We start from the raw sequence: 19901 nt of genomic DNA, 5'->3' as shown, positions 1-19901 counted from the left end.
AAGCAAAACTATACGTTTTTTAACAAATCTATAATAATATATACCCTTTATTTTTAATTTAATAATATACCTTAAGATTTAGTTTTAACAATCTTTTATGCATGTTTTAAATTATAAACGATTAAATAATTTTGTATTTTATTTAGATTAAATACAAATAATCCCTATCTTTGCAGATGAACATAAGGTGTTTAGTTATAAAAATATGCTTACCAATAAATCCCTGTCATTTTTAAAACCAACTCAAGAAGCAAAAGTTATAGGATTTTCTGAAGATAATATTCCCACTAAAATTTTAGAAATGGGAATCGTTCCTGGTGTTTTCGTTAAAGTAAAACGACAAGCTCCTTGGAATGGGCCTCTTTTCATTGAATATGGTAAAGAGAAAAGTACTATAATGCTTCGTAAAGAAGAAGCAGATTGTATATTGATTGAAATGCAGTAGAAATAATGAGTATTAAAACTATTGCTCTTGTAGGAAATCCAAATGCTGGGAAAACGACACTTTTTAATCGCTTAAGCGGTTTACACCAAAAAACAGGAAATTATCCAGGCATTACCGTAGAAAAGAAAGAAGGTAAGTTTGTATACAATTCCATTGAATATAGACTTATTGATCTACCGGGAATTTATAGTCTATGTCCTTCATCTGCAGATGAAGAAGTAGTACTTTCCACACTTGCTAATCCTAAGAGTCCTTATTATCCTGATATCATTATAGTCGTAGCTGATGTTCATAATATGAAAAGAAGCTTATTTCTTTATGAACAAATTAAAGACTTAAAAATACCTACTATCTTAGTTATCAATCAAATTGATAATATCGAAAAAGAAGGAATTCTAATTCGAAAAGAAAATCTTGATGCTTATTTTAGTACACCTGTTATTTTAGTGAGTTCAAGAAAAGGTGAAGGAATTGATACTTTAAAAGAAACAATAAATAAAGGTTTTATTAATGAGTCTTTGGAAACTTTCCAATATCCTCACGAATTTAAAGATGCTGTAGATGAAGTAAAAAATTCATTTGAAATAGATGATTATCTTGCCTGGCTTTTCTTAGCTCAGACAAAAACAACTAATATTCCTTTAACCTATCGTGAAAAGGTGAAGGAAATCGTTAAAAAACATAAATTAATATCGAAAAGACTTCAAATAAAAGAAACTATTTTACGACATCGGAAAATAGATGATCTAGTTGAAAAAATTGTATATAAAGATCCCAACTATCAAACTTTCACCAATAAATTTGATAAAATTGCTACACATTCATTTTGGGGATATTTTTTATTTTTTTCCATATTATTTTTAATCTTCCAAGCATTATTTTATTTATCAAGCTATCCTCAGGATTGGATTGAAACTTTTTTTGCTTATAGCAGCGAACTATTGGAATCATATTTACCTCAAGGACCTATCTCAGAACTCCTTACTCAAGGAATTATTCCTGGTATTAGTGGTGTAGCTGTTTTTGTACCTCAAATAGCAATTTTATTTTTCTTCCTACTCGTAATGGAAGAAAGCGGCTATATGGCAAGAGTTGTATTTTTAATGGATAGATGGTTTCGACCGGTAGGATTGAATGGGAAAAGTGTAGTTCCTTTATTATCGGGAGCAGCATGTGCAATTCCCGCAATTATGTCGGCTCGTAATATTGAAAATACAAAAGAACGATTAATAACCATTTTAGTAACTCCTTTTATAACATGTTCGGCACGCCTTCCTGTTTATTCTATTATTATAGCGTTGATTATTCCTAAAGGAAATGTTTTTTTTAATTTGCAAGGAATCGTTATGATGATATTGTATTTATTAGGAGTCGTAATGGTTTTTATAAGTGCTGCTGTTGCCAATAAATTATTAAAATCTCAATATAAAAGCTATCTTATTTTAGATATGCCTAATTATAAAATTCCGTTCTGGAAAAATGTATTTTATGGGCTTTTTGAAAAGTCTTATAGCTTTGTTGTAAATGCAGGTAAAATCATTATAGCCGTAAGTGTTATACTTTGGGCATTAGGAAAATTCGGTATTTCAAAAGAAAATAACAGAACTAACTATTTTGCTGATGTTCCTTTAGAAAACTCTTATTTAGGAAATTTTGGAAAAACTATCGAACCTGTATTCAAACCTCTTGGTTATGATTGGAAAATAGATATTGGTATACTTTCTTCCTTTGCTGCTAGAGAAGTTTTTGTTGGAACCATTGCTTCCATATATAGTCTTGAAGATGATGGGAATGAAAACATTAAGCTAAAGGAATTAATGAAGAGAGATATTAATCATAATACTATGGAACCAACTTTCAATTTTGCTACAGGTATTTCCATCTTACTATTTTACGCTTTTGCCATGCAATGTGTAAGCACTTTGGCTGTAGTTAAAAAAGAAACTAATTCTTGGAAATGGCCGGCCATTCAATTATTTTATATGACCGGAATCGCCTATTTAGTAGCTTTATGTGCCTACCAACTTTTAAAATAATAAAATCTTAATATCTTTCTGATATTTTTTATTTTATCTAAAACCACAATCTAAGAATTTTTCTTGTCTTGCTGAATTTATTGAAAATTTAGGTATTCTAATCGGGAGGCAATGAATGTAAAAAAGAAAAATCATATAATTTATAATATCTTCATTTAAAAATGATATTTGGATTTCATTACCTCCCTTTTTATTGAAATGATATGAAAATATATATCTTTTCATACTATTTACTTATATTAATTTAAAAAAATATTTTAATTTAAACACCAATATGATTTAATAAAAAAATAATTAGCATAAATTTTTAATTTTTGTAAATTAGCGATTATTTATAATAATTAAGATGATATTTAAAAAAATTTGCTCTGTAAAAAATGCTCATAAATCGCAACTGCTCATTAAAGGATTATATGATTATTGCACCGTTCTTAACCCCGAAAATGAAATCATTTACAAAAATATTTCCAGATATAATTATCGAGAATTCAAAAAAAGAGTTCAACGATATGCCAATATGCTTAGAAAACTAGGAATAGATGGTGGGCAAACTATAGCTGTTATGGATTATGATAGTCATCGTTATCTTGAATCTTATTTTGCAATACCCATGACAGGAAACGTCTTGCATATGATCAATTGGAGATTATCTGCCGAACAGATTCATTACACGATCAACCATGCTGAAGATTTGGTAATAATTGTCCATTCGGATTTTTTACCAATTTTGGAAAAATTTGTAGGTAAAATGCCTTCTTTAAAATATATAATTATATGTAAAGATGAACCTACTAATGTACCCTCAGATGTCTTAGATATTTATGGCGAATATGAAGAATTAATGTCTCAAGCCTCAGATAAATACGAATTCGAAGATTTTGATGAAGATGCCGTAGCAACAACTTTCTATACTACAGGAACTACAGGAGATCCTAAAGGAGTATATTTTACCCATAGACAATTAGTATTACATACCTATAATCTAGCAGCAAGCTTCGGATTTTCCGGATCAATTGCATGCCGACTTAGCTCAAATGATGTTTATTTACCATTAACTCCTATGTTTCATGTTCATGCCTGGGGATTTCCTTATTTAGCAACAACTTTTTCATTAAAGCAAATATATCCGGGAAAATTTACGTTGGATGGGATTATTGATATATTTTCTAAAAAAAGACCAACCTTTTCTCATTGTGTTCCTACAATTCTACAAATGATATTGGAAAGTAATGAAACTAAAGATATTGATTTCGCAGGATGGAAAATCATTATCGGAGGAGCTTCATTAACTAAAAAGCTAGCTAAAAATGCCTTAGAAAGAAATATTGATATTATGACCGGATATGGAATGTCAGAAACGTGTCCGATTACAATATTAACACATATTGACCCAAAATATAAAGATTTAGACTTGGATAAACAATCGGAGATGAGGATTAGGACCGGAACTCCGGTATTATTTTCAACTGTTAAACTTGTTAATGAGAACGGACAACCGATACAAAATGATGATAAGGAACAAGGTGAAATAATTTTACGTGCCCCCTGGCTTACCCAAGGCTATTTTAAAGACGAAGAAAGAGGTAGAGAGCTATGGAGTGATGAATATTTACATACCGGTGATTTGGCTACCATTAATTCCAATAATTCTATTAACATTACAGATAGAATAAAAGATGTAATTAAAAGCGGTGGGGAATGGATTTCTTCTGTCCAATTAGAAAATATTATTACGAGTCATGAAGCCGTAGCCGAAACTGCAGTAATAGGAATACCAGATGAAAAATGGAGTGAAAAGCCTTTTGCTCTTATTGTTCTAAAACCCGATATGAATCTCAACCATGATGAGCTAAAAAATTATTTAAAACAATATACGGATTCCGGCATATTAAGTAAATGGGCTATTCCGCAAAGTATTAAATTCGTTTCAGAAATTCCTAAAACTAGTGTGGGTAAAATAAATAAAAAATTAATACGAAATCAAATGGCTGAAAATTTATAAATTATTATACAACTATAACTAAAATTAAAAATTAATAGATTACTTTATTAACCTTTACTTATTTTAATATATATAATTATTAACCTTTAATAGCTTCTTTCCTTTATTAATAAAGCGATCTTCAATAAAATTATCAAAATAAAATTAGCTTAAATATTTGTTTTACTTAACTAAGTATTATTATATTTGATACAAATCAATAGTAATTATGCAAAAAATAAAAGTACTAAATCCTGTTGTTGAAATGGATGGTGATGAAATGACAAGAATTATCTGGAAATTTATTAAAGACAAGCTCATTCTTCCCTATTTAGATATAGATTTAAAATATTATGATTTAGGTATTGAAAACAGAGATAAAACTAACGATCAAGTTACCATAGATTCTGCTGAGGCTACTAAAAAATATAATGTTGCAGTAAAATGTGCAACAATAACTCCTGATGAGGCTCGTGTAAAAGAGTTTAATCTAAAAAAAATGTGGAAATCTCCCAATGGTACCATTCGTAATATAGTAGGAGGTACAGTATTTCGAGAGCCCATTATTATGAATAATGTTCCCAGATACGTTCAAGGTTGGACTCAACCGATTGTAATCGGACGTCATGCTTTTGGAGATCAATATAAGGCAACTGATGTAGTAACTAAAGGTCCTGGAAAACTAACAATGACTTTTACTCCTGAGAATGGAGAACCGCAAACTTGGGAAGTATATGATTTTAAAAATGATGGAGTTGCTCTCTCTATGTATAATACAGATGAATCGATTGAAGGATTTGCTCATTCATCTTTTCAGATGGCATTAACAAAAAAATGGCCATTATATCTTTCCACTAAAAATACCATTTTAAAAGCTTATGATGGAAGATTTAAGGATATTTTTCAGAACGTTTATGAAAGCAATTACAAATCTAAATTTGAAGCATTAGGTATTACCTATGAGCATCGTCTTATTGATGACATGGTGGCATGTGCCATGAAATGGAACGGAGGATTTGTATGGGCCTGTAAGAATTATGATGGAGATGTACAGTCGGATACAGTTGCCCAAGGTTTCGGTTCATTAGGGCTAATGACTTCTGTATTGGTAACACCTGATGGAAAAACAGTGGAAGCGGAAGCTGCTCATGGAACCGTAACCCGTCATTACAGATTATATCAAGAAGGCAAAGAAACATCTACGAACCCTATTGCATCCATTTTTGCATGGACCAGAGGTTTAATGCATAGAGGTAAATTGGACAATACTCCTGAGGTAGTTAATTTTGCTGAAACGCTTGAAAGAGTATGCATCGAAACAGTTGAAGGAGGGAAAATGACTAAAGATCTTGCTCTATTGGTAAAAGGGAATAAAATGACTCGTGAAGACTATCTTAGCACGGAAGATTTTTTGGACGCCATAGATAAAGGTTTAAAAAATAAATTACTCCATTAAAATAGTATTTTATAATCTATGAATTTATCTTTTTGTCAAACACTTGTCATACTATTTCTTAACATAATTCTATAAAAGCAATAATATCATACATTTTTCAAATTGATTCTTGATTATTTAGAAATAAAATTGTAATTTTGCAACTCAAATTTTTAGAGAAATGAAAAAAGACATTCATCCTGATAACTATAGATTGGTCGTTTTTAAAGACATGAGCAACGACGAGGTATTTTTATGTAAATCTACTGCAGAGACAAAAGATACAATTGAATATGAAGGAGTAGAATATCCTTTAGTTAAGATGGAGATTTCAAGTTCTTCTCACCCTTTTTACACTGGAAAAGTAAAATTGGTTGATACTGCAGGTAGAGTAGATAAATTCTTTAATAAATACAAAAATTATAAAAAGTAATAAATTATTACTTTTTAGTAAAATATTAGTATACCCATAGTTAATAATTACCATGGGTATATTTTTTTATCTTTTTGGCATAAATATTGATAAACTTAATTACATTACGCACTATTGTGCTTTAATTTAAAATAACCTATTATGAATGCTAAAATTTTAATTTTATTGTTGTCTTTATCTTCCCTACTAAGTTTCGCACAAGAAAAATTTAAATACAGAGAAGAAATACAATCTACAGATGAAAAAGTACAGAAAGTTGAAGCTTTAGTACAAAAAGAATTTGGTGTGCCTTCCTCACCCGGAATCTGGACATCCACTAATTCAGATTATGGCCTTATGATCCGAACAAAAGGAAATACTTTTACTATTAGTGCTTGGCAAATATCTGACAAAACTGATATCAAAGCTAAAATTGAAAATTTCATGTCAAAAGTAAAATCTGAATTGGGATTTAATTAATTATTCATAAATATTTTAAAACTTCAGTAAAGTATTACTGAAGTTTTTTTAACTCTTAATTTAATCAATGAAATTAGATATATTAGCCATAGGTGCTCATCCCGATGATGTGGAACTCGGTTGCGGTGGAACTATTGCAAAAATGGTCTCACAACATAAAAAAGTAGGAATTTTAGATCTGACCGAAGGAGAATTAGGTACTAGAGGAACAGCAGAAACTAGAAAATTCGAATCAAATAAGGCCCGTGAAATACTCAGTATTTCATATCGTGATAATTTAAAATTTAGAGATGGTTTTTTTATTAATGATGAATATCATCAGATTGAATTAATAAAAAAAATTAGACAATATAGACCTGATATTGTTTTAGCAAATGCCCACAACGATAGGCATCCTGATCATGGTAAAGCTGCCAAATTGATTTATGATGCTTGTTTTCTTTCAGGATTAATCAAAATAAATACTTCCAATAACGGATCTTCACAAGAACCCTGGAGACCTAAGCATATTTTTAATTATATACAATGGAATGAAGAAAAGCCTGATTTTATTATAGATATATCCAATTTCTTAGATAAAAAAATTGAAGCTTGTATGGCTTATAAAACACAATTTTATGATCCTAATTCTAAAGAACCTAATACTCCTATCACATCTATTAATTTTAAAAAAAGCATTATATATAGAGCCGAAAATTTAGGACGGCTAATCGATTGCGATGCAGGTGAGGGATTTACTTCTCAAAAATGGATAGGATTAAAAGATTTTGAAAATTTTGTTTGAAAATATAAAATCTATTTCTATATTTGCATTCCCAAAATGGTGGCCATAGCTCAGTTGGTTAGAGCGTCGGATTGTGGTTCCGAAGGTCGTGGGTTCGAGACCCATTGGCCACCCAAAGCTGTAAATCTATTCTACAAAGGTTTACAGCTTTTTTTAAATTCAATATAAAGAAAATAGAGAAGCGAAGAATGACTGTCAATAATAATTGTAAAAAAATATATAAAGGATTAAATAGTAGAATATTTGCAGATTTTGATAATGAGAGATCTGTAGATTCAGATATTGTTGGTTTAAGTCAGACAGATGAAATAGAAAACTATATGGGGGAAACTATCTTCTTAAAAGAAGGTGATTATGTATATTTGTATTTGCAAACTGATGAAATTTTGCCAGAGTATGTTTTCTCTGAAGGGTTTGTTATTCCTAATCCATATGAATTTAAACCATACAAATGGTGTTGTAAATTAACAAGAGAACTTGAATATATTGAAGATTATGAATCTAGATATAGCAATGATGAAAAAACGCTGGTAGCTAAAAATTATTAATAGGGAATAAATGAAAAAACAGAAATGATGTCTAGATTTTATTCTTCCGATTTTTTATTACTATCTTCGAGCAACCACGGCTAAGCTAGTGCATGGAATTAATGAAGAGTACTTTAATTTCAAGTATCGAGAAACCCTGCGCAGCCAGGGCAGAATGCACACCAGTTTTAAATACGACCGCACCGGCCGCCTGACCGGCAAACAAACCAAACGTCCGGGAGCTGGCATCATACTGGATCGCAGCTACAGCTACGACAATCTGAACCGGCTGGCAGGCAAACAACACAACCGACAGGGACAGAGTGATTACCGCTACGACGTGACCGGTCACTATGATATCAACATCAGATTGAAAAACTTCAAAAAAGAAAAATCTTAATTGAGATTGATTTCAATGCAAATTATACAACCCTGCATTAAAAGAAACATCCTGAAGGATATCAATTTAGGAAGATAACGAATAACACTAAACTAAGACTTTTGAAGAACTAGAAAATATTTTAATTCACTACTTTTATTATTCTCCTGATATTAAATCTATTTTACACCTATTATTTTATCTAATATGTAATTTAAATCCTTGTACAGTTAGTATTAACAAAACAATTAATTACATTGATATATGAAACTATCATTTAATTTCTTAAATATTTAATTGAATTCTATATAAAATAAATAGCAATTTTTGTTTAAAAATTAATTTTTCTAAACTATATAAAGTTAGTATAACTATAAAAAAGTACTTTACTATATATTAATATAATCATTAACAAAGTTGTAAGATATTTATTTTAATTATTGCATAAAATACTTCCTTTTAAAAAATTATTTAAAAAATTCACATTAATAATTATGTAAATTAACTATTTTATTATAAATATTAATTTATTTTTTTATTTATAGGAATATTATTTCAATATATTATTTAAACAAACAATATATAAAAAAATAATGATTATTTATAACTAATTACCAACTAAAATCCAAACAAAATATAATAATTCAAGATAACTATGTTTTATTTTATAATATATTATTATAATATAAAATAATTTTATATATTTGCCACCTATTAACAATTATATATGTATATCTATGAAAAATATGAGAATTAAGTATAAGTGAAATTTATTTATTTGTAAGAATCAGTTCCTAAATTAATTATTAGGGTAAAACGCTCCTTTATATTCTAATTATTCTATCTTATTGTATGATAATTTGAATACATATAATTTAATTTGATTAAACAATATTTTATTTTTAAATACAAAACACCTTTGATTATGTTAAACATTAAACTTTTTCTGCTAGTAGCAATAGCTCTTTTATCCTCCTATGTGATAAAGGCGCAAGATATTTCAGAAAATACAGCTCGTAAAATAGCGAGTAATTTCTTAAAATTAAAATCAATTGATCCTTTAAAAAAATCCAACAAGGAATTAAATTTAATTAATATTACACCGTTAATTAATAAAAAGTATAATGGCTTCTATTTATTCAAAATAGCCGATGGAAATGGATTTTGTATTGTTTCAGCTGAAAGCGCGAGTCATCCAATTTTAGCTTATTCTACAAATTCTAACATAAAGATTAGTAAAAATATTTCTCCTGAATTTTTAAGTATATTAAATAATTACCAAGCTAACAGTGAGAAATCAAGAAGGAATTATTTAAAAAAATCTGTTGATAAGAATAGTGAATTAATAAAAAAAGAATGGGAAGAATTGCTTTCTGATAATTACAATTCTAACTCAAAAATTCTAACCAACCGAGTATCTACTAATTCATCAATGCCTATTAAAATAGAACCTCTTATAAAGACAAACTGGGATCAATCTCCATTGTACAATAAATATACTCCCTTCACCTATGAATCAGAACCAACATTCACTGGGTCTGCCGCAACAGCTATGGCTCAAATTATGAAGTTTTGGAACTATCCAAGTACAGGTAGAGATTCTATAACCTACCAAATACCTTCTTCATATTTTTATTATTTTTATAATTGGAGATGGAAAAAATTAAGTGCAAATTTCCAAAAAACTACATATCAGTGGAATAAAATGCCTATAGCACTTTCAAATTACTCTTCAGATGAACAGATTGATGCAGTTGCAACTCTAATGTCACATGCTGGTATATCTGTAGAAATGGTTTATGGGCCTGTAGGATCTGGAGCCTTTAGTGAAAAAGTACCTAATGCTTTAAAAAAATATTTTAAATATAGTCCAGATGTTCAACTAAAAGATAGATCAAATTATAATTCTGATGAAGAATGGTTAAATTTGATCAAAGGGCAAATTTCAAAGGGATATCCTGTTTATTTTTCATCTATATGTCCTGATGCTGAACATGCTTATATAGCCGATGGATATGATGAAAGAAACTTAGTTCATCTTAACTTAGGATGGAGTGGAGAAGCCAATGGCTATTATTTAATTAATGAACTTAGAGGCTACTCTTCCAGCCAGTTAGTAGTAATAAATATTTACCCTTCAGAATTTAACTGCACTGCCCCATCTGGATTCTCTACTTCTGATACATCTACTAACAGTGCTACCCTTACATGGAATAGTGATAACAATGATCAATTTTATAAAATTCAATTTAAAATAAAGAATGATAGCCTTTGGACTGTTGCCTCAGAGAAAACAAAAGGTTCTTCTTTCGTTTTATCAAACTTAAATGCTAATACTCAATACATTGCACAAATAAAGGCTATTTGCGATACAATTCACTCCGTATCAAGCAATTTCATTGAGACATCATTCCAAACCAAATCAATTGCTACCCCTCCGCAAATATCATGTATCAATAATTTTGAGCCAAATAATTCCTTTGATGAAGCTCATTTAATAAAAGTTGATTCTACATATCAAGCAGGAATTGGAACTTCAACTGATGTAGATTATTACAAATTCATTATTACCAAAAATTCTAATATAGTTATATCACTTAAAAATCTAAAAAAAGATTATGATTTAAAATTATATAACAATAATAAAGATGAAATTGGACAGGGAATTGCTGGTAATACAACAGAAGAAAATATTAAAGTTGATAATATTTTACCTGGCACTTATTACATAAAAGTATACGGATATGAAGGAGCATTTGACACCTCAACATGTTATGAATTAAAAGTTAACTCTTCTTTTTCAAGCCCTTCTTGCAGTAACAATTATGAACCTAATGAATCTTTTGAAGAGGCTTATCCTATAAGTACATATACAACTTATTATGCAGGTATAGGATCAGCTAATGATCAAGATTATTATAAATTTACTATAAACGAAACTACAGATGTATCCATAAGTCTTCAAAATGCTAATTTTATTAATGAATTTACTCTTTACAATTCATCTAAAAATGTTATTGCAAATGATACATCTGATGATATTAACAAAGTAATCAACGCTAAAGATTTAGCTTCAGGCACATATTATATTCATATAAAAGGTAATTTATATCCATATGAATGTTACAGCCTATTTGTAGATACTCAAACATCTCGAAATTCGTGTATTAATAATTATGAATCCAATGATTCTTTTGATAATGCAATTGACATTAAAGTAGGTAATGTTTATTCTGCAGGAATAAGCACTTCTAACGATCTTGATTATTATAAATTTAGCATTGACAATAAATCTAATGTAACTGTTAGTCTGCAAAATATTTTTGCAAATTATGAATTGAAAATTTTTAATTCATCTAAAACTGAAATCGGCAGTAAATATAATGAGGATAAAAGTGACGAGATTATTACTATTAACGATCTAGAACCGGGTATATATTATGTTCTAATTCAGGGGGTAAATGGTGCATTTAATGCTTCACAATGTTATAGTTTGTTAGTGAATGCAATCTCTTCTGTTACGTCATGTATTAACAATTATGAATCTAATGATTCCTTTGATGAAGCTCATTTAATAAAAGTTGATTCTACATATCAAGCAGGAATTGGGACTCCAACTGATAAAGATTATTACAAATTCACAATACAAGAAAGTTCCGATTTGGTTATTCAACTTCAAAATCTTCCTAAAAATTATGACTTAAAACTATATGATAATTTAGGATACGAAATTGATAAAAGCACTAATAAAGGTAATATTAGTGAAAAAATTGAAGCAAAAAACTTACCTGCCGGAGATTATTATGTATACGTTTATGGATATAACGGAGCTTTTGATACGGAAAACTGTTATACTTTAAATGTTGGTGCATCTACAGCAAAATCTTTATGTAGCAATAATTATGAACCTAATGATTCTTTTGAATCCGCCTATCCGATTAGAAATATTTTGACTTATTCTTCAGGTATTAGTTCTCCTGAGGACCATGATTATTATAAATTTTACATAGGAATAAATGCTGATGTACGTATTATCTTAGAAAATCTTCCATACGATTACGATCTAAAACTTTACGATTCTTCAAAAATTGAAATAGGAAGTAGCTCTAATAACAATACAAATAAAGAAATAATTAATGCAAAAAATCTCAAACCAGGTGTATATTATGTACATGTGTATGCAAAAGATAAATCATTCGATCCAACGAAATGTTACGACTTAAGTGTTAATTATCAACCTGCACAAAAAGATATAAATGGTAATACTGAGAATTCTGTCATTTTATATCCTAATCCTGTTCAAGATATTATAAATTTAAAAAATTTAGATGGATTGAATATAGATAAAGGTAAAATCACAACTTTTACTATACTAGATAGAAATGGGCGGACTGTTAAAATTCTACCAATTAAGGCTGAAAATGAAATAACTATAAATGTTTCTGATCTGCCTCCAAATCATTATATCTTACAAATAAATGGACAGAATTACAGATTTATCAAAAAATAATAACGTTTAAATTATAAAAAACCGAAAGAAATATCTTTCGGTTTTTTTTGTTTTCCACCTATCGATTTAAGCATATAATTAATAAAATTAAATTTTATTAATTTAATATATAATTTTATTTATATATATTATTATAATATTTATTATATAATTATATATGTTATCTAAATATAATTTGTTAAATTTGAATAACAATTAATTTTAAAAACAAAAAATATCTATGAATTAAATTATATTCTCTTTTAAAATATATTTTTATATAGTATAAAAATATTTAACAATATTATTATCTTTTTAAAAGATATAATAAAATACAAATGCACCCTTACTTTCTATAATTTCATGGATGATCTTTCCGGTTATATAGAATGGCACACATTCTTACTACAATTTTATTTTACAATTTTATAAACATTTATTTATTATTATGAATTTAAAATCTATTCTTTTAGGTATAACTATATTTATATCTTATTTATTCCATGGGCAGGATATATCTGAAAAAACAGCCCGTATTGTTGCTAATAACTTTTTAAATCAAAAAACTATAAAAAAAAGTTCTAACAATGAAAAATTAATTAATATCACCGCTCGTATTGATAAAAAATATGACGGATTTTACATTTTTAATAGTGAAAATGGTTTTTTTATAATTTCTTCACAAAGTGAAAACCATCCGATCTTAGCTTATTCTTTAGAGTCTTCAATTCCTGTTGGCGAAAAACAATCTCCCGAATTTTTATATATTCTTAATGAATACCAGGCAGCTAATGAATACTTAAGAAATAATAAGATAAAAAAATTAAACAATGATGAAAGTATTTTAATAAAAGATGAATGGAATGCTTTACTTAATGGAAGACAGTTACCTTCAAAAAATAGTGATGCTAAATCTGAACCGGCATTTGTATTACCTTTGATTAAAACAAAATGGAATCAGTGGCCATTATATAATAAGTTTGTTCCTAAAACTTACGAAAATTATGATTGTCCCACCGGATGTGTCGCAACTGCAATGGCTCAACTCTTGAAGTATTGGGATTACCCAACAAAAGGAAGGGGTAATCATACTTACCAAATTTCTAATTATTATTATGATTGGAAAGGAAAAACGTTAACTGCTAACTTTGAAAATACTACTTATCAGTGGAATAAAATGCCTACTTCACTTACCAATAGTTCCTCTACAGGAGAAGTAGACGCGATAGCAACATTAATGCTTCATGCAGGTATTTCAGTAGATATGATCTATAGTCCAAATGGTTCGGGCGCATATAGTTCTGATGTTCCTGATGCATTAGTAAAATACTTTAGCTACAGTACTAATATAAAGTTGAATGATAAATTTTATTTTAACAATACAGAATGGATAAACATTATAAAAAGTCAATTATCAAAAAATTATCCCATTTATTATTCAGGATTTTCTTCGACTGGTGGACACGCTTTTATTGCAGATGGATATGACACTGATAACTTAATCCATTTTAATTTCGGTTGGGGAGGCAAATCTGATGGATATTATCAAGCATCTAATCCAGTAGGTTACACATCAAGGCAAGCTATTATTATAAATATTTATCCTGATGAAAAATATTGTCAAACTCCTTCTTATCTTTTAACTTCCAATCTCACCAGTACTAGTGTTACCTTAAATTGGAAATCAATTTCCGGGGTTGAAAATTACACAGTAGAATATAAGGCAAATACTGATACTACATGGAAGGTAGCTACTACCACAGCTAATGCCTCTTATACTCTTACCGGACTAAGAGCAAACACCTCATACGATTGGAGAGTAAAAGCTAATTGTTCTTCTGAAAATAGTTCTGACTATGCTCAAGATGAATTTAAAACTTTATCAGATTGTTCTACACCTGAAGGACTAAAAGCTTCTTACCTATCTACTAACAGTGCTCTTCTAAATTGGAAGGCAATACCAAATGTTCAAAATTATACGATAGAATATAAAGCTAATAATGATACTCAATGGAATATAGCTGCTACTACATCAGAAAATTATTACACTCTTTCCGGATTAAAAGCAAACACCCCATACAATTGGAGAGTGAAAGCTAATTGCTCCTCAGAAAGTAGCTCCAGCTATATACAAAATGAATTTACCACTTTATTAAATGACGTATATAATTATGAGCCGAATAATTCTTTTGATACGGCTTATCCTATTGATTGCAATATTACCTATTCAGCTGGTATTGATAGTCGAGTGGATGTAGACTATTATAAATTTACTATTACTAAAGTATCCAATATAATAATTACTTTACAAAATCTTCCTAAGAATTACGATTTAGTTTTATATGATTCAGATAAAAATTATATCTCCAGCAGTACCCGTAAAGGTAAACTCGATGAATTTATTGTTCTAGATAATTTAGAAGCAGGAACTTATTATGTATATGTTTATGGATATAAGAATGCTTATAAAGACAAAAAATGTTATGATTTAACTGTATATAATAAGACTCCTGACAAAAATATTAATAACGTCGATTTGCATTCTGATTTAAGTAATGAGAAAAATAAAAACTCTATAGTTATATATCCAAATCCTGTAACAGATATTGTAAACATTAAAGGAATAGCTTCTGATCTACAAAAATCTACCACAGTAACTATACATGATAGAAATGGAAATGTAGTAAAAACTCTTCAAATAAATATAGAAGAAACCATCTCTATAAATGTATCAGATTTACCTCCAAATCATTATTTCTTACAGATTCAAAGTAAAATTTACAGGTTTATTAAAAAATAAAAATTTTTTATAAAGCAAAAAAAACGAAAGAAATATCTTTCGTTTTTTTTGCTTTTCACCTATCAATTTAAGCATATAACTAATAAAATTAAATTTTATTAATTTTACATACAATAATTTAATTAATATATGATTATAACATTTATCATATTGTTTTATATATTAACTAAATATAATTTTGTTAAATTTGAACTATAATTAATTATTAAAATATCAAATGCTTATGAATTAAATTATACTATCTTCTAATACATATTTTTATGTTACATAAAAATTTTTCAATTTTATTATTTATTTAAAAGATATAATAAAATGCAAATGCTCTTTAACTTTCTATAACTTCATGGATGGATGATCCATCCGGTTATATGAAATGACACTTATTCTTATTACAATTTTATTTTACAATTTTTATTAAACATTTATTTATTATTATGAATTTAAAATCTATTCTTTTAGGTATAGCTATATTTATATCTTATTTATTCCATGGGCAGGATATATCTGAAAAAACGGCCCGTATTGTTGCTAATAACTTTTTAAATCAAAAAAATATAAAAAAAACTTCTAACAATGAAAAATTAATTAATATTACCGCTCGTATTGATAAAAAATACGACGGATTTTACATTTTTAATAGTGAAAATGGTTTTTTTATTATTTCTTCACAAAGTGAAAACCATCCGATCTTAGCTTATTCTTTGGACTCTTCAATACCTGTTGGCGAAAAACAATCTCCCGAATTTTTATATATTCTTAATGAATACCAAGCAGCTAATGAATACTTAAGAAATAATAAGATAAAAAAAATAAACGATGATGAGAGCATTTTAATAAAAGAAGAATGGAATGCTTTACTCAATGGAAGACAATTATCCTCAGCTAAAAATAATACAAATAAAAGTGATGCTACTGATCCGGCATTTGTATTACCCTTGATTAAAACAAAATGGAAACAACGACCATTATATAATAAACTTGTTCCTAAAACTTATGAAAATTATGATTGCCCTACCGGATGTGTTGCAACTGCGATGGCTCAACTCATGAAGTATTGGGGTTACCCGAAAAAAGGAATGAGTAATCATACTTACAAAATTTCTAGTAAATATTATGACTGGAATGGAAAAACATTATCTGCTAACTTTGAAAATACTACTTATAAATGGAGCAATATGCCTACTTCACTTGACGATAGTTCCTCAAAAGAAGAAGTAGATGCAGTAGCAACATTAATGCTTCATGCAGGTATCTCAGTAGATATGATCTATGGTCCAAATAGTTCGGGTGCATATAGTTCTGATGTTCCTAATGCTTTAGTAAAATATTTTAGATATAATTCGGATCTAGATATGGAATCTAAAATTGATTATGACAATACAGAATGGATTAAACTTATAAAAAGTCAATTATCAAAAAATTATCCAATTTATTATAAAGGTTCTTCCTCAAAAGGTGGACACGCTTTTATTGCAGATGGATATGACACTGATAATTTAATCCATTTTAATTTCGGTTGGGGAGGCAAATCTGATGGATATTACCAAGCATCTAATCCAGTTGGTTACACATCAAAGCAAGCTATTATTATAAATATTTATCCTGGAGAAGATTATTGCTCAAAACCTTCCGGCCTATCAACTTCCAATTTAGCAAACTATAATATTACCCTAAATTGGAAATCAATTTCTGGAGTTGAAAATTACACAGTAGAATATAAGGCAAATACTGATACTACATGGAAGGTAGCTACTACCACAGCTAATGCCTCTTATACTCTTACCGGACTAAGAGCAAACACCTCATACGATTGGAGAGTAAAAGCTAATTGTTCTTCTGAAAATAGTTCTGACTATGCTCAAGATGAATTTAAAACTTTATCAGATTGTTCTACACCTGAAGGACTAAAAGCTTCTTACCTATCTACTAACAGTGCTCTTCTAAATTGGAAGGCAATACCAAATGTTCAAAATTATACGATAGAATATAAAGCTAATAATGATACTCAATGGAATATAGCTGCTACTACATCAGAAAATTATTACACTCTTTCCGGATTAAAAGCAAACACCCCATACAATTGGAGAGTGAAAGCTAATTGCTCCTCAGAAAGTAGCTCCAGCTATATACAAAATGAATTTACCACTTTATTAAATGACGTATATAATTATGAGCCGAATAATTCTTTTGATACGGCTTATCCTATTGATTGCAATATTACCTATTCAGCTGGTATTGATAGTCGAGTGGATGTAGACTATTATAAATTTACTATTACTAAAGTATCCAATATAATAATTACTTTACAAAATCTTCCTAAGAATTACGATTTAGTTTTATATGATTCAGATAAAAATTATATCTCCAGCAGTACCCGTAAAGGTAAACTCGATGAATTTATTGTTCTAGATAATTTAGAAGCAGGAACTTATTATGTATATGTTTATGGATATAAGAATGCTTATAAAGACAAAAAATGTTATGATTTAACTGTATATAATAAGACTCCTGACAAAAATATTAATAACGTCGATTTGCATTCTGATTTAAGTAATGAGAAAAATAAAAACTCTATAGTTATATATCCAAATCCTGTAACAGATATTGTAAACATTAAAGGAATAGCTTCTGATCTACAAAAATCTACCACAGTAACTATACATGATAGAAATGGAAATGTAGTAAAAACTCTTCAAATAAATATAGAAGAAACTATCTCTATAAATGTATCAGATTTACCTTCAAATCATTATTTCTTACAGATTCAAAGCAAAATTTACAGGTTTATTAAAAAATAATAATTTTTATAATACTAAAAAAACCGAAAGAAATATCTTTCGGTTTTTTTATTTTGCAATCTAATCATGTCTTTTATTTTTATCGAAAAAATAGAGCATTATACCTACTCCTATTATACCTAATCCAATAATACTTTCTATTGGATGATTCTTAAAGGTAAAATATAATATATAAAAGCTAAACAGTAAAAAGGTGATTGGTAATAGTAAAAAAACGTTGCTTTTAAAAAAGACACGATCTTTTTTCTTTAAAAATAAGGAAGTACTTACCGCTGTCGTTGAAAGCAACTGGAGTACAAAAGCGGTATATATGAAAATTTCTTCAAATTTACCACTCAAAATAATAATAATACTAATCAACGTATGTGCTGCTATCGCCCATATGGGTATTTTATTTTTATTTTCTTTACCTAAGGATCGCCATAAATGATTTTCTTTAGCTGTTGCTTGAGTTACTCTAGACCCTACCCATAAATTAGCACTTATAGTTGCAATCAATTGTAAAGCAATAAAATAACTTATCCACTTTACTCCTTTAACACCTAATAAATTATAAAAAGCTATATTTGCGATATCTTCCTTTCCTTCCAATTGTTCAATAGAAGCATTTCTTAAAAACACAAAATTTACCAAGACATAACTTATGGTAACAAAAATAGTTCCGGTAATGATTGCTTTGGGAAGATTTATTTTAGGATTGTCAATCTCCTCCACAATATAAGATGCAGAATTCCATCCTGTATAAGCGTAAGTAACAAATACTAGTGAACTTGCAAAAGTAGGCAACATAATTTCTTGAGTCCACGAAGAATCAAATAATAGTGCATTGGATGAAGACGGCGCAAAACTGATTCCAATGATAACAAGCGAAATAATGAAAACAACTTTCAATAGGGCAAAAGTATTCTGAAAACGACTGCTTACTTTGAGGCTAAAACTTTGAAAAGAAGCAATTACAAGAATAATAAGTATGGCAAAAGTCTTTTCATTTTCAATTCCCAGATATTTAGTCATAGCCAAAGCTGACAAAGAAACCGGTCCTGAAAATCCTACTATTAAAGAAACCCAGCTTGAAACATATCCCATAACCGGATGATAAGTTCTTGAAAGATATATATAATCTCCTCCCGATTGTTTAAAATGAGCACCTAACTCTGCATATATAAAGGCTCCTATTAAAGCTAAAATACCTCCTGCAATCCATAAAAGAAGTAAAGTAATGGTATTATGAAGGTCTGTAATCTGATATCCCAAGCTGGTAAACACACCGGTTCCAACCATATTGGAAATAACAATAGCTGTTGCTGTTTTCCAGCCAATTTTTTTCATTTTAGT

13 protein-coding genes and 1 tRNA gene are annotated in these 19901 nt (G+C 28.7%); 13 read left to right on the top strand and 1 reads right to left on the bottom strand.

Annotated features, from left to right (window positions below):
- The first annotated feature begins 205 nt into the window (after positions 1–205).
- From Q0T35_RS05285 to Q0T35_RS05225, 13 genes are all read left to right on the top strand, one after another.
- Entirely contained in the window at positions 206–445 is a 240-nt protein-coding gene (locus Q0T35_RS05285; RefSeq protein WP_295841252.1) for a FeoA family protein, read from the top strand.
- A gap of 5 nt (positions 446–450) precedes the next feature.
- Complete coding sequence (gene feoB / locus Q0T35_RS05280) at positions 451–2481, top strand: ferrous iron transport protein B (protein ID WP_293918322.1); 2031 nt, start codon at positions 451–453, stop codon at positions 2479–2481.
- A 346-nt stretch (positions 2482–2827) separates the two neighbouring features.
- Positions 2828–4483 carry a fatty acid--CoA ligase gene (locus Q0T35_RS05275; protein WP_295841250.1) on the top strand — a complete coding sequence of 552 codons (1656 nt, stop codon included), beginning with the start codon at positions 2828–2830 and terminating at the stop codon, positions 4481–4483.
- Between the two features lie 208 nt (positions 4484–4691).
- Positions 4692–5918, top strand: a complete 1227-nt coding sequence (locus Q0T35_RS05270; RefSeq protein ID WP_293918318.1) for an isocitrate dehydrogenase (NADP(+)) — start codon at positions 4692–4694, stop codon at positions 5916–5918.
- Between the two features lie 160 nt (positions 5919–6078).
- Positions 6079–6330 (top strand): type B 50S ribosomal protein L31, encoded by a 252-nt coding sequence (locus Q0T35_RS05265; protein ID WP_105296935.1) that lies wholly within the window; start codon positions 6079–6081, stop codon positions 6328–6330.
- Positions 6331–6471: 141 nt separating this feature from the next.
- A complete protein-coding gene (locus Q0T35_RS05260) occupies positions 6472–6789 on the top strand; it encodes a hypothetical protein (RefSeq protein ID WP_293918314.1) in 318 nt (105 codons plus the stop codon).
- 67 nt (positions 6790–6856) lie between these two features.
- The gene (bshB1, locus tag Q0T35_RS05255; protein WP_293918312.1) at positions 6857–7573 is read left to right on the top strand and encodes a bacillithiol biosynthesis deacetylase BshB1; all 717 of its coding nucleotides are present in this window, start codon (positions 6857–6859) and stop codon (positions 7571–7573) included.
- Positions 7574–7612: 39 nt separating this feature from the next.
- A tRNA-His gene (locus tag Q0T35_RS05250) sits at positions 7613–7686 on the top strand.
- A gap of 75 nt (positions 7687–7761) precedes the next feature.
- Positions 7762–8121: a hypothetical protein gene (locus Q0T35_RS05245; protein ID WP_295841247.1), complete on the top strand. Its 360-nt coding sequence runs from the start codon at positions 7762–7764 to the stop codon at positions 8119–8121.
- An 88-nt stretch (positions 8122–8209) separates the two neighbouring features.
- Positions 8210–8500 (top strand): hypothetical protein, encoded by a 291-nt coding sequence (locus Q0T35_RS05240; protein ID WP_295841246.1) that lies wholly within the window; start codon positions 8210–8212, stop codon positions 8498–8500.
- A gap of 904 nt (positions 8501–9404) precedes the next feature.
- Positions 9405–12989 carry a C10 family peptidase gene (locus Q0T35_RS05235; RefSeq protein ID WP_295841244.1) on the top strand — a complete coding sequence of 1195 codons (3585 nt, stop codon included), beginning with the start codon at positions 9405–9407 and terminating at the stop codon, positions 12987–12989.
- 427 nt (positions 12990–13416) lie between these two features.
- On the top strand, positions 13417–15768 hold the full coding sequence (locus Q0T35_RS05230) for a C10 family peptidase (protein ID WP_295841243.1): 2352 nt from the start codon (positions 13417–13419) through the stop codon (positions 15766–15768).
- A 434-nt stretch (positions 15769–16202) separates the two neighbouring features.
- Positions 16203–18566: a C10 family peptidase gene (locus Q0T35_RS05225; RefSeq protein ID WP_295841242.1), complete on the top strand. Its 2364-nt coding sequence runs from the start codon at positions 16203–16205 to the stop codon at positions 18564–18566.
- A gap of 60 nt (positions 18567–18626) precedes the next feature.
- Here Q0T35_RS05225 and Q0T35_RS05220 read toward each other — a convergent pair whose 3' ends face one another.
- The gene (locus tag Q0T35_RS05220) at positions 18627–19895 is read right to left on the bottom strand and encodes an amino acid permease (protein WP_293918085.1); all 1269 of its coding nucleotides are present in this window, start codon (positions 19893–19895) and stop codon (positions 18627–18629) included.
- Between the last annotated feature and the right edge of the window lie 6 nt (positions 19896–19901).

It is taken from the genome of uncultured Apibacter sp., from assembly GCF_946479295.1.
Classification (GTDB): domain Bacteria; phylum Bacteroidota; class Bacteroidia; order Flavobacteriales; family Weeksellaceae; genus Apibacter.
The sequence above is the reverse complement of the archived record's forward strand: the minus strand, read 5'-3'. Positions and strand labels throughout refer to the sequence as shown.

Coding starts and splice junctions, on each gene's coding strand:
- Q0T35_RS05285 (WP_295841252.1), top strand. CDS start 206: ATGCTTACCAATAAATCCCTGTCATTTTTAAAACCAACTCAAGAAGCA.
- feoB (WP_293918322.1), top strand. CDS start 451: ATGAGTATTAAAACTATTGCTCTTGTAGGAAATCCAAATGCTGGGAAA.
- Q0T35_RS05275 (WP_295841250.1), top strand. CDS start 2,828: ATGATATTTAAAAAAATTTGCTCTGTAAAAAATGCTCATAAATCGCAA.
- Q0T35_RS05270 (WP_293918318.1), top strand. CDS start 4,692: ATGCAAAAAATAAAAGTACTAAATCCTGTTGTTGAAATGGATGGTGAT.
- Q0T35_RS05265 (WP_105296935.1), top strand. CDS start 6,079: ATGAAAAAAGACATTCATCCTGATAACTATAGATTGGTCGTTTTTAAA.
- Q0T35_RS05260 (WP_293918314.1), top strand. CDS start 6,472: ATGAATGCTAAAATTTTAATTTTATTGTTGTCTTTATCTTCCCTACTA.
- bshB1 (WP_293918312.1), top strand. CDS start 6,857: ATGAAATTAGATATATTAGCCATAGGTGCTCATCCCGATGATGTGGAA.
- Q0T35_RS05245 (WP_295841247.1), top strand. CDS start 7,762: ATGACTGTCAATAATAATTGTAAAAAAATATATAAAGGATTAAATAGT.
- Q0T35_RS05235 (WP_295841244.1), top strand. CDS start 9,405: ATGTTAAACATTAAACTTTTTCTGCTAGTAGCAATAGCTCTTTTATCC.
- Q0T35_RS05230 (WP_295841243.1), top strand. CDS start 13,417: ATGAATTTAAAATCTATTCTTTTAGGTATAACTATATTTATATCTTAT.
- Q0T35_RS05225 (WP_295841242.1), top strand. CDS start 16,203: ATGAATTTAAAATCTATTCTTTTAGGTATAGCTATATTTATATCTTAT.
- Q0T35_RS05220 (WP_293918085.1), bottom strand. CDS start 19,895: ATGAAAAAAATTGGCTGGAAAACAGCAACAGCTATTGTTATTTCCAAT.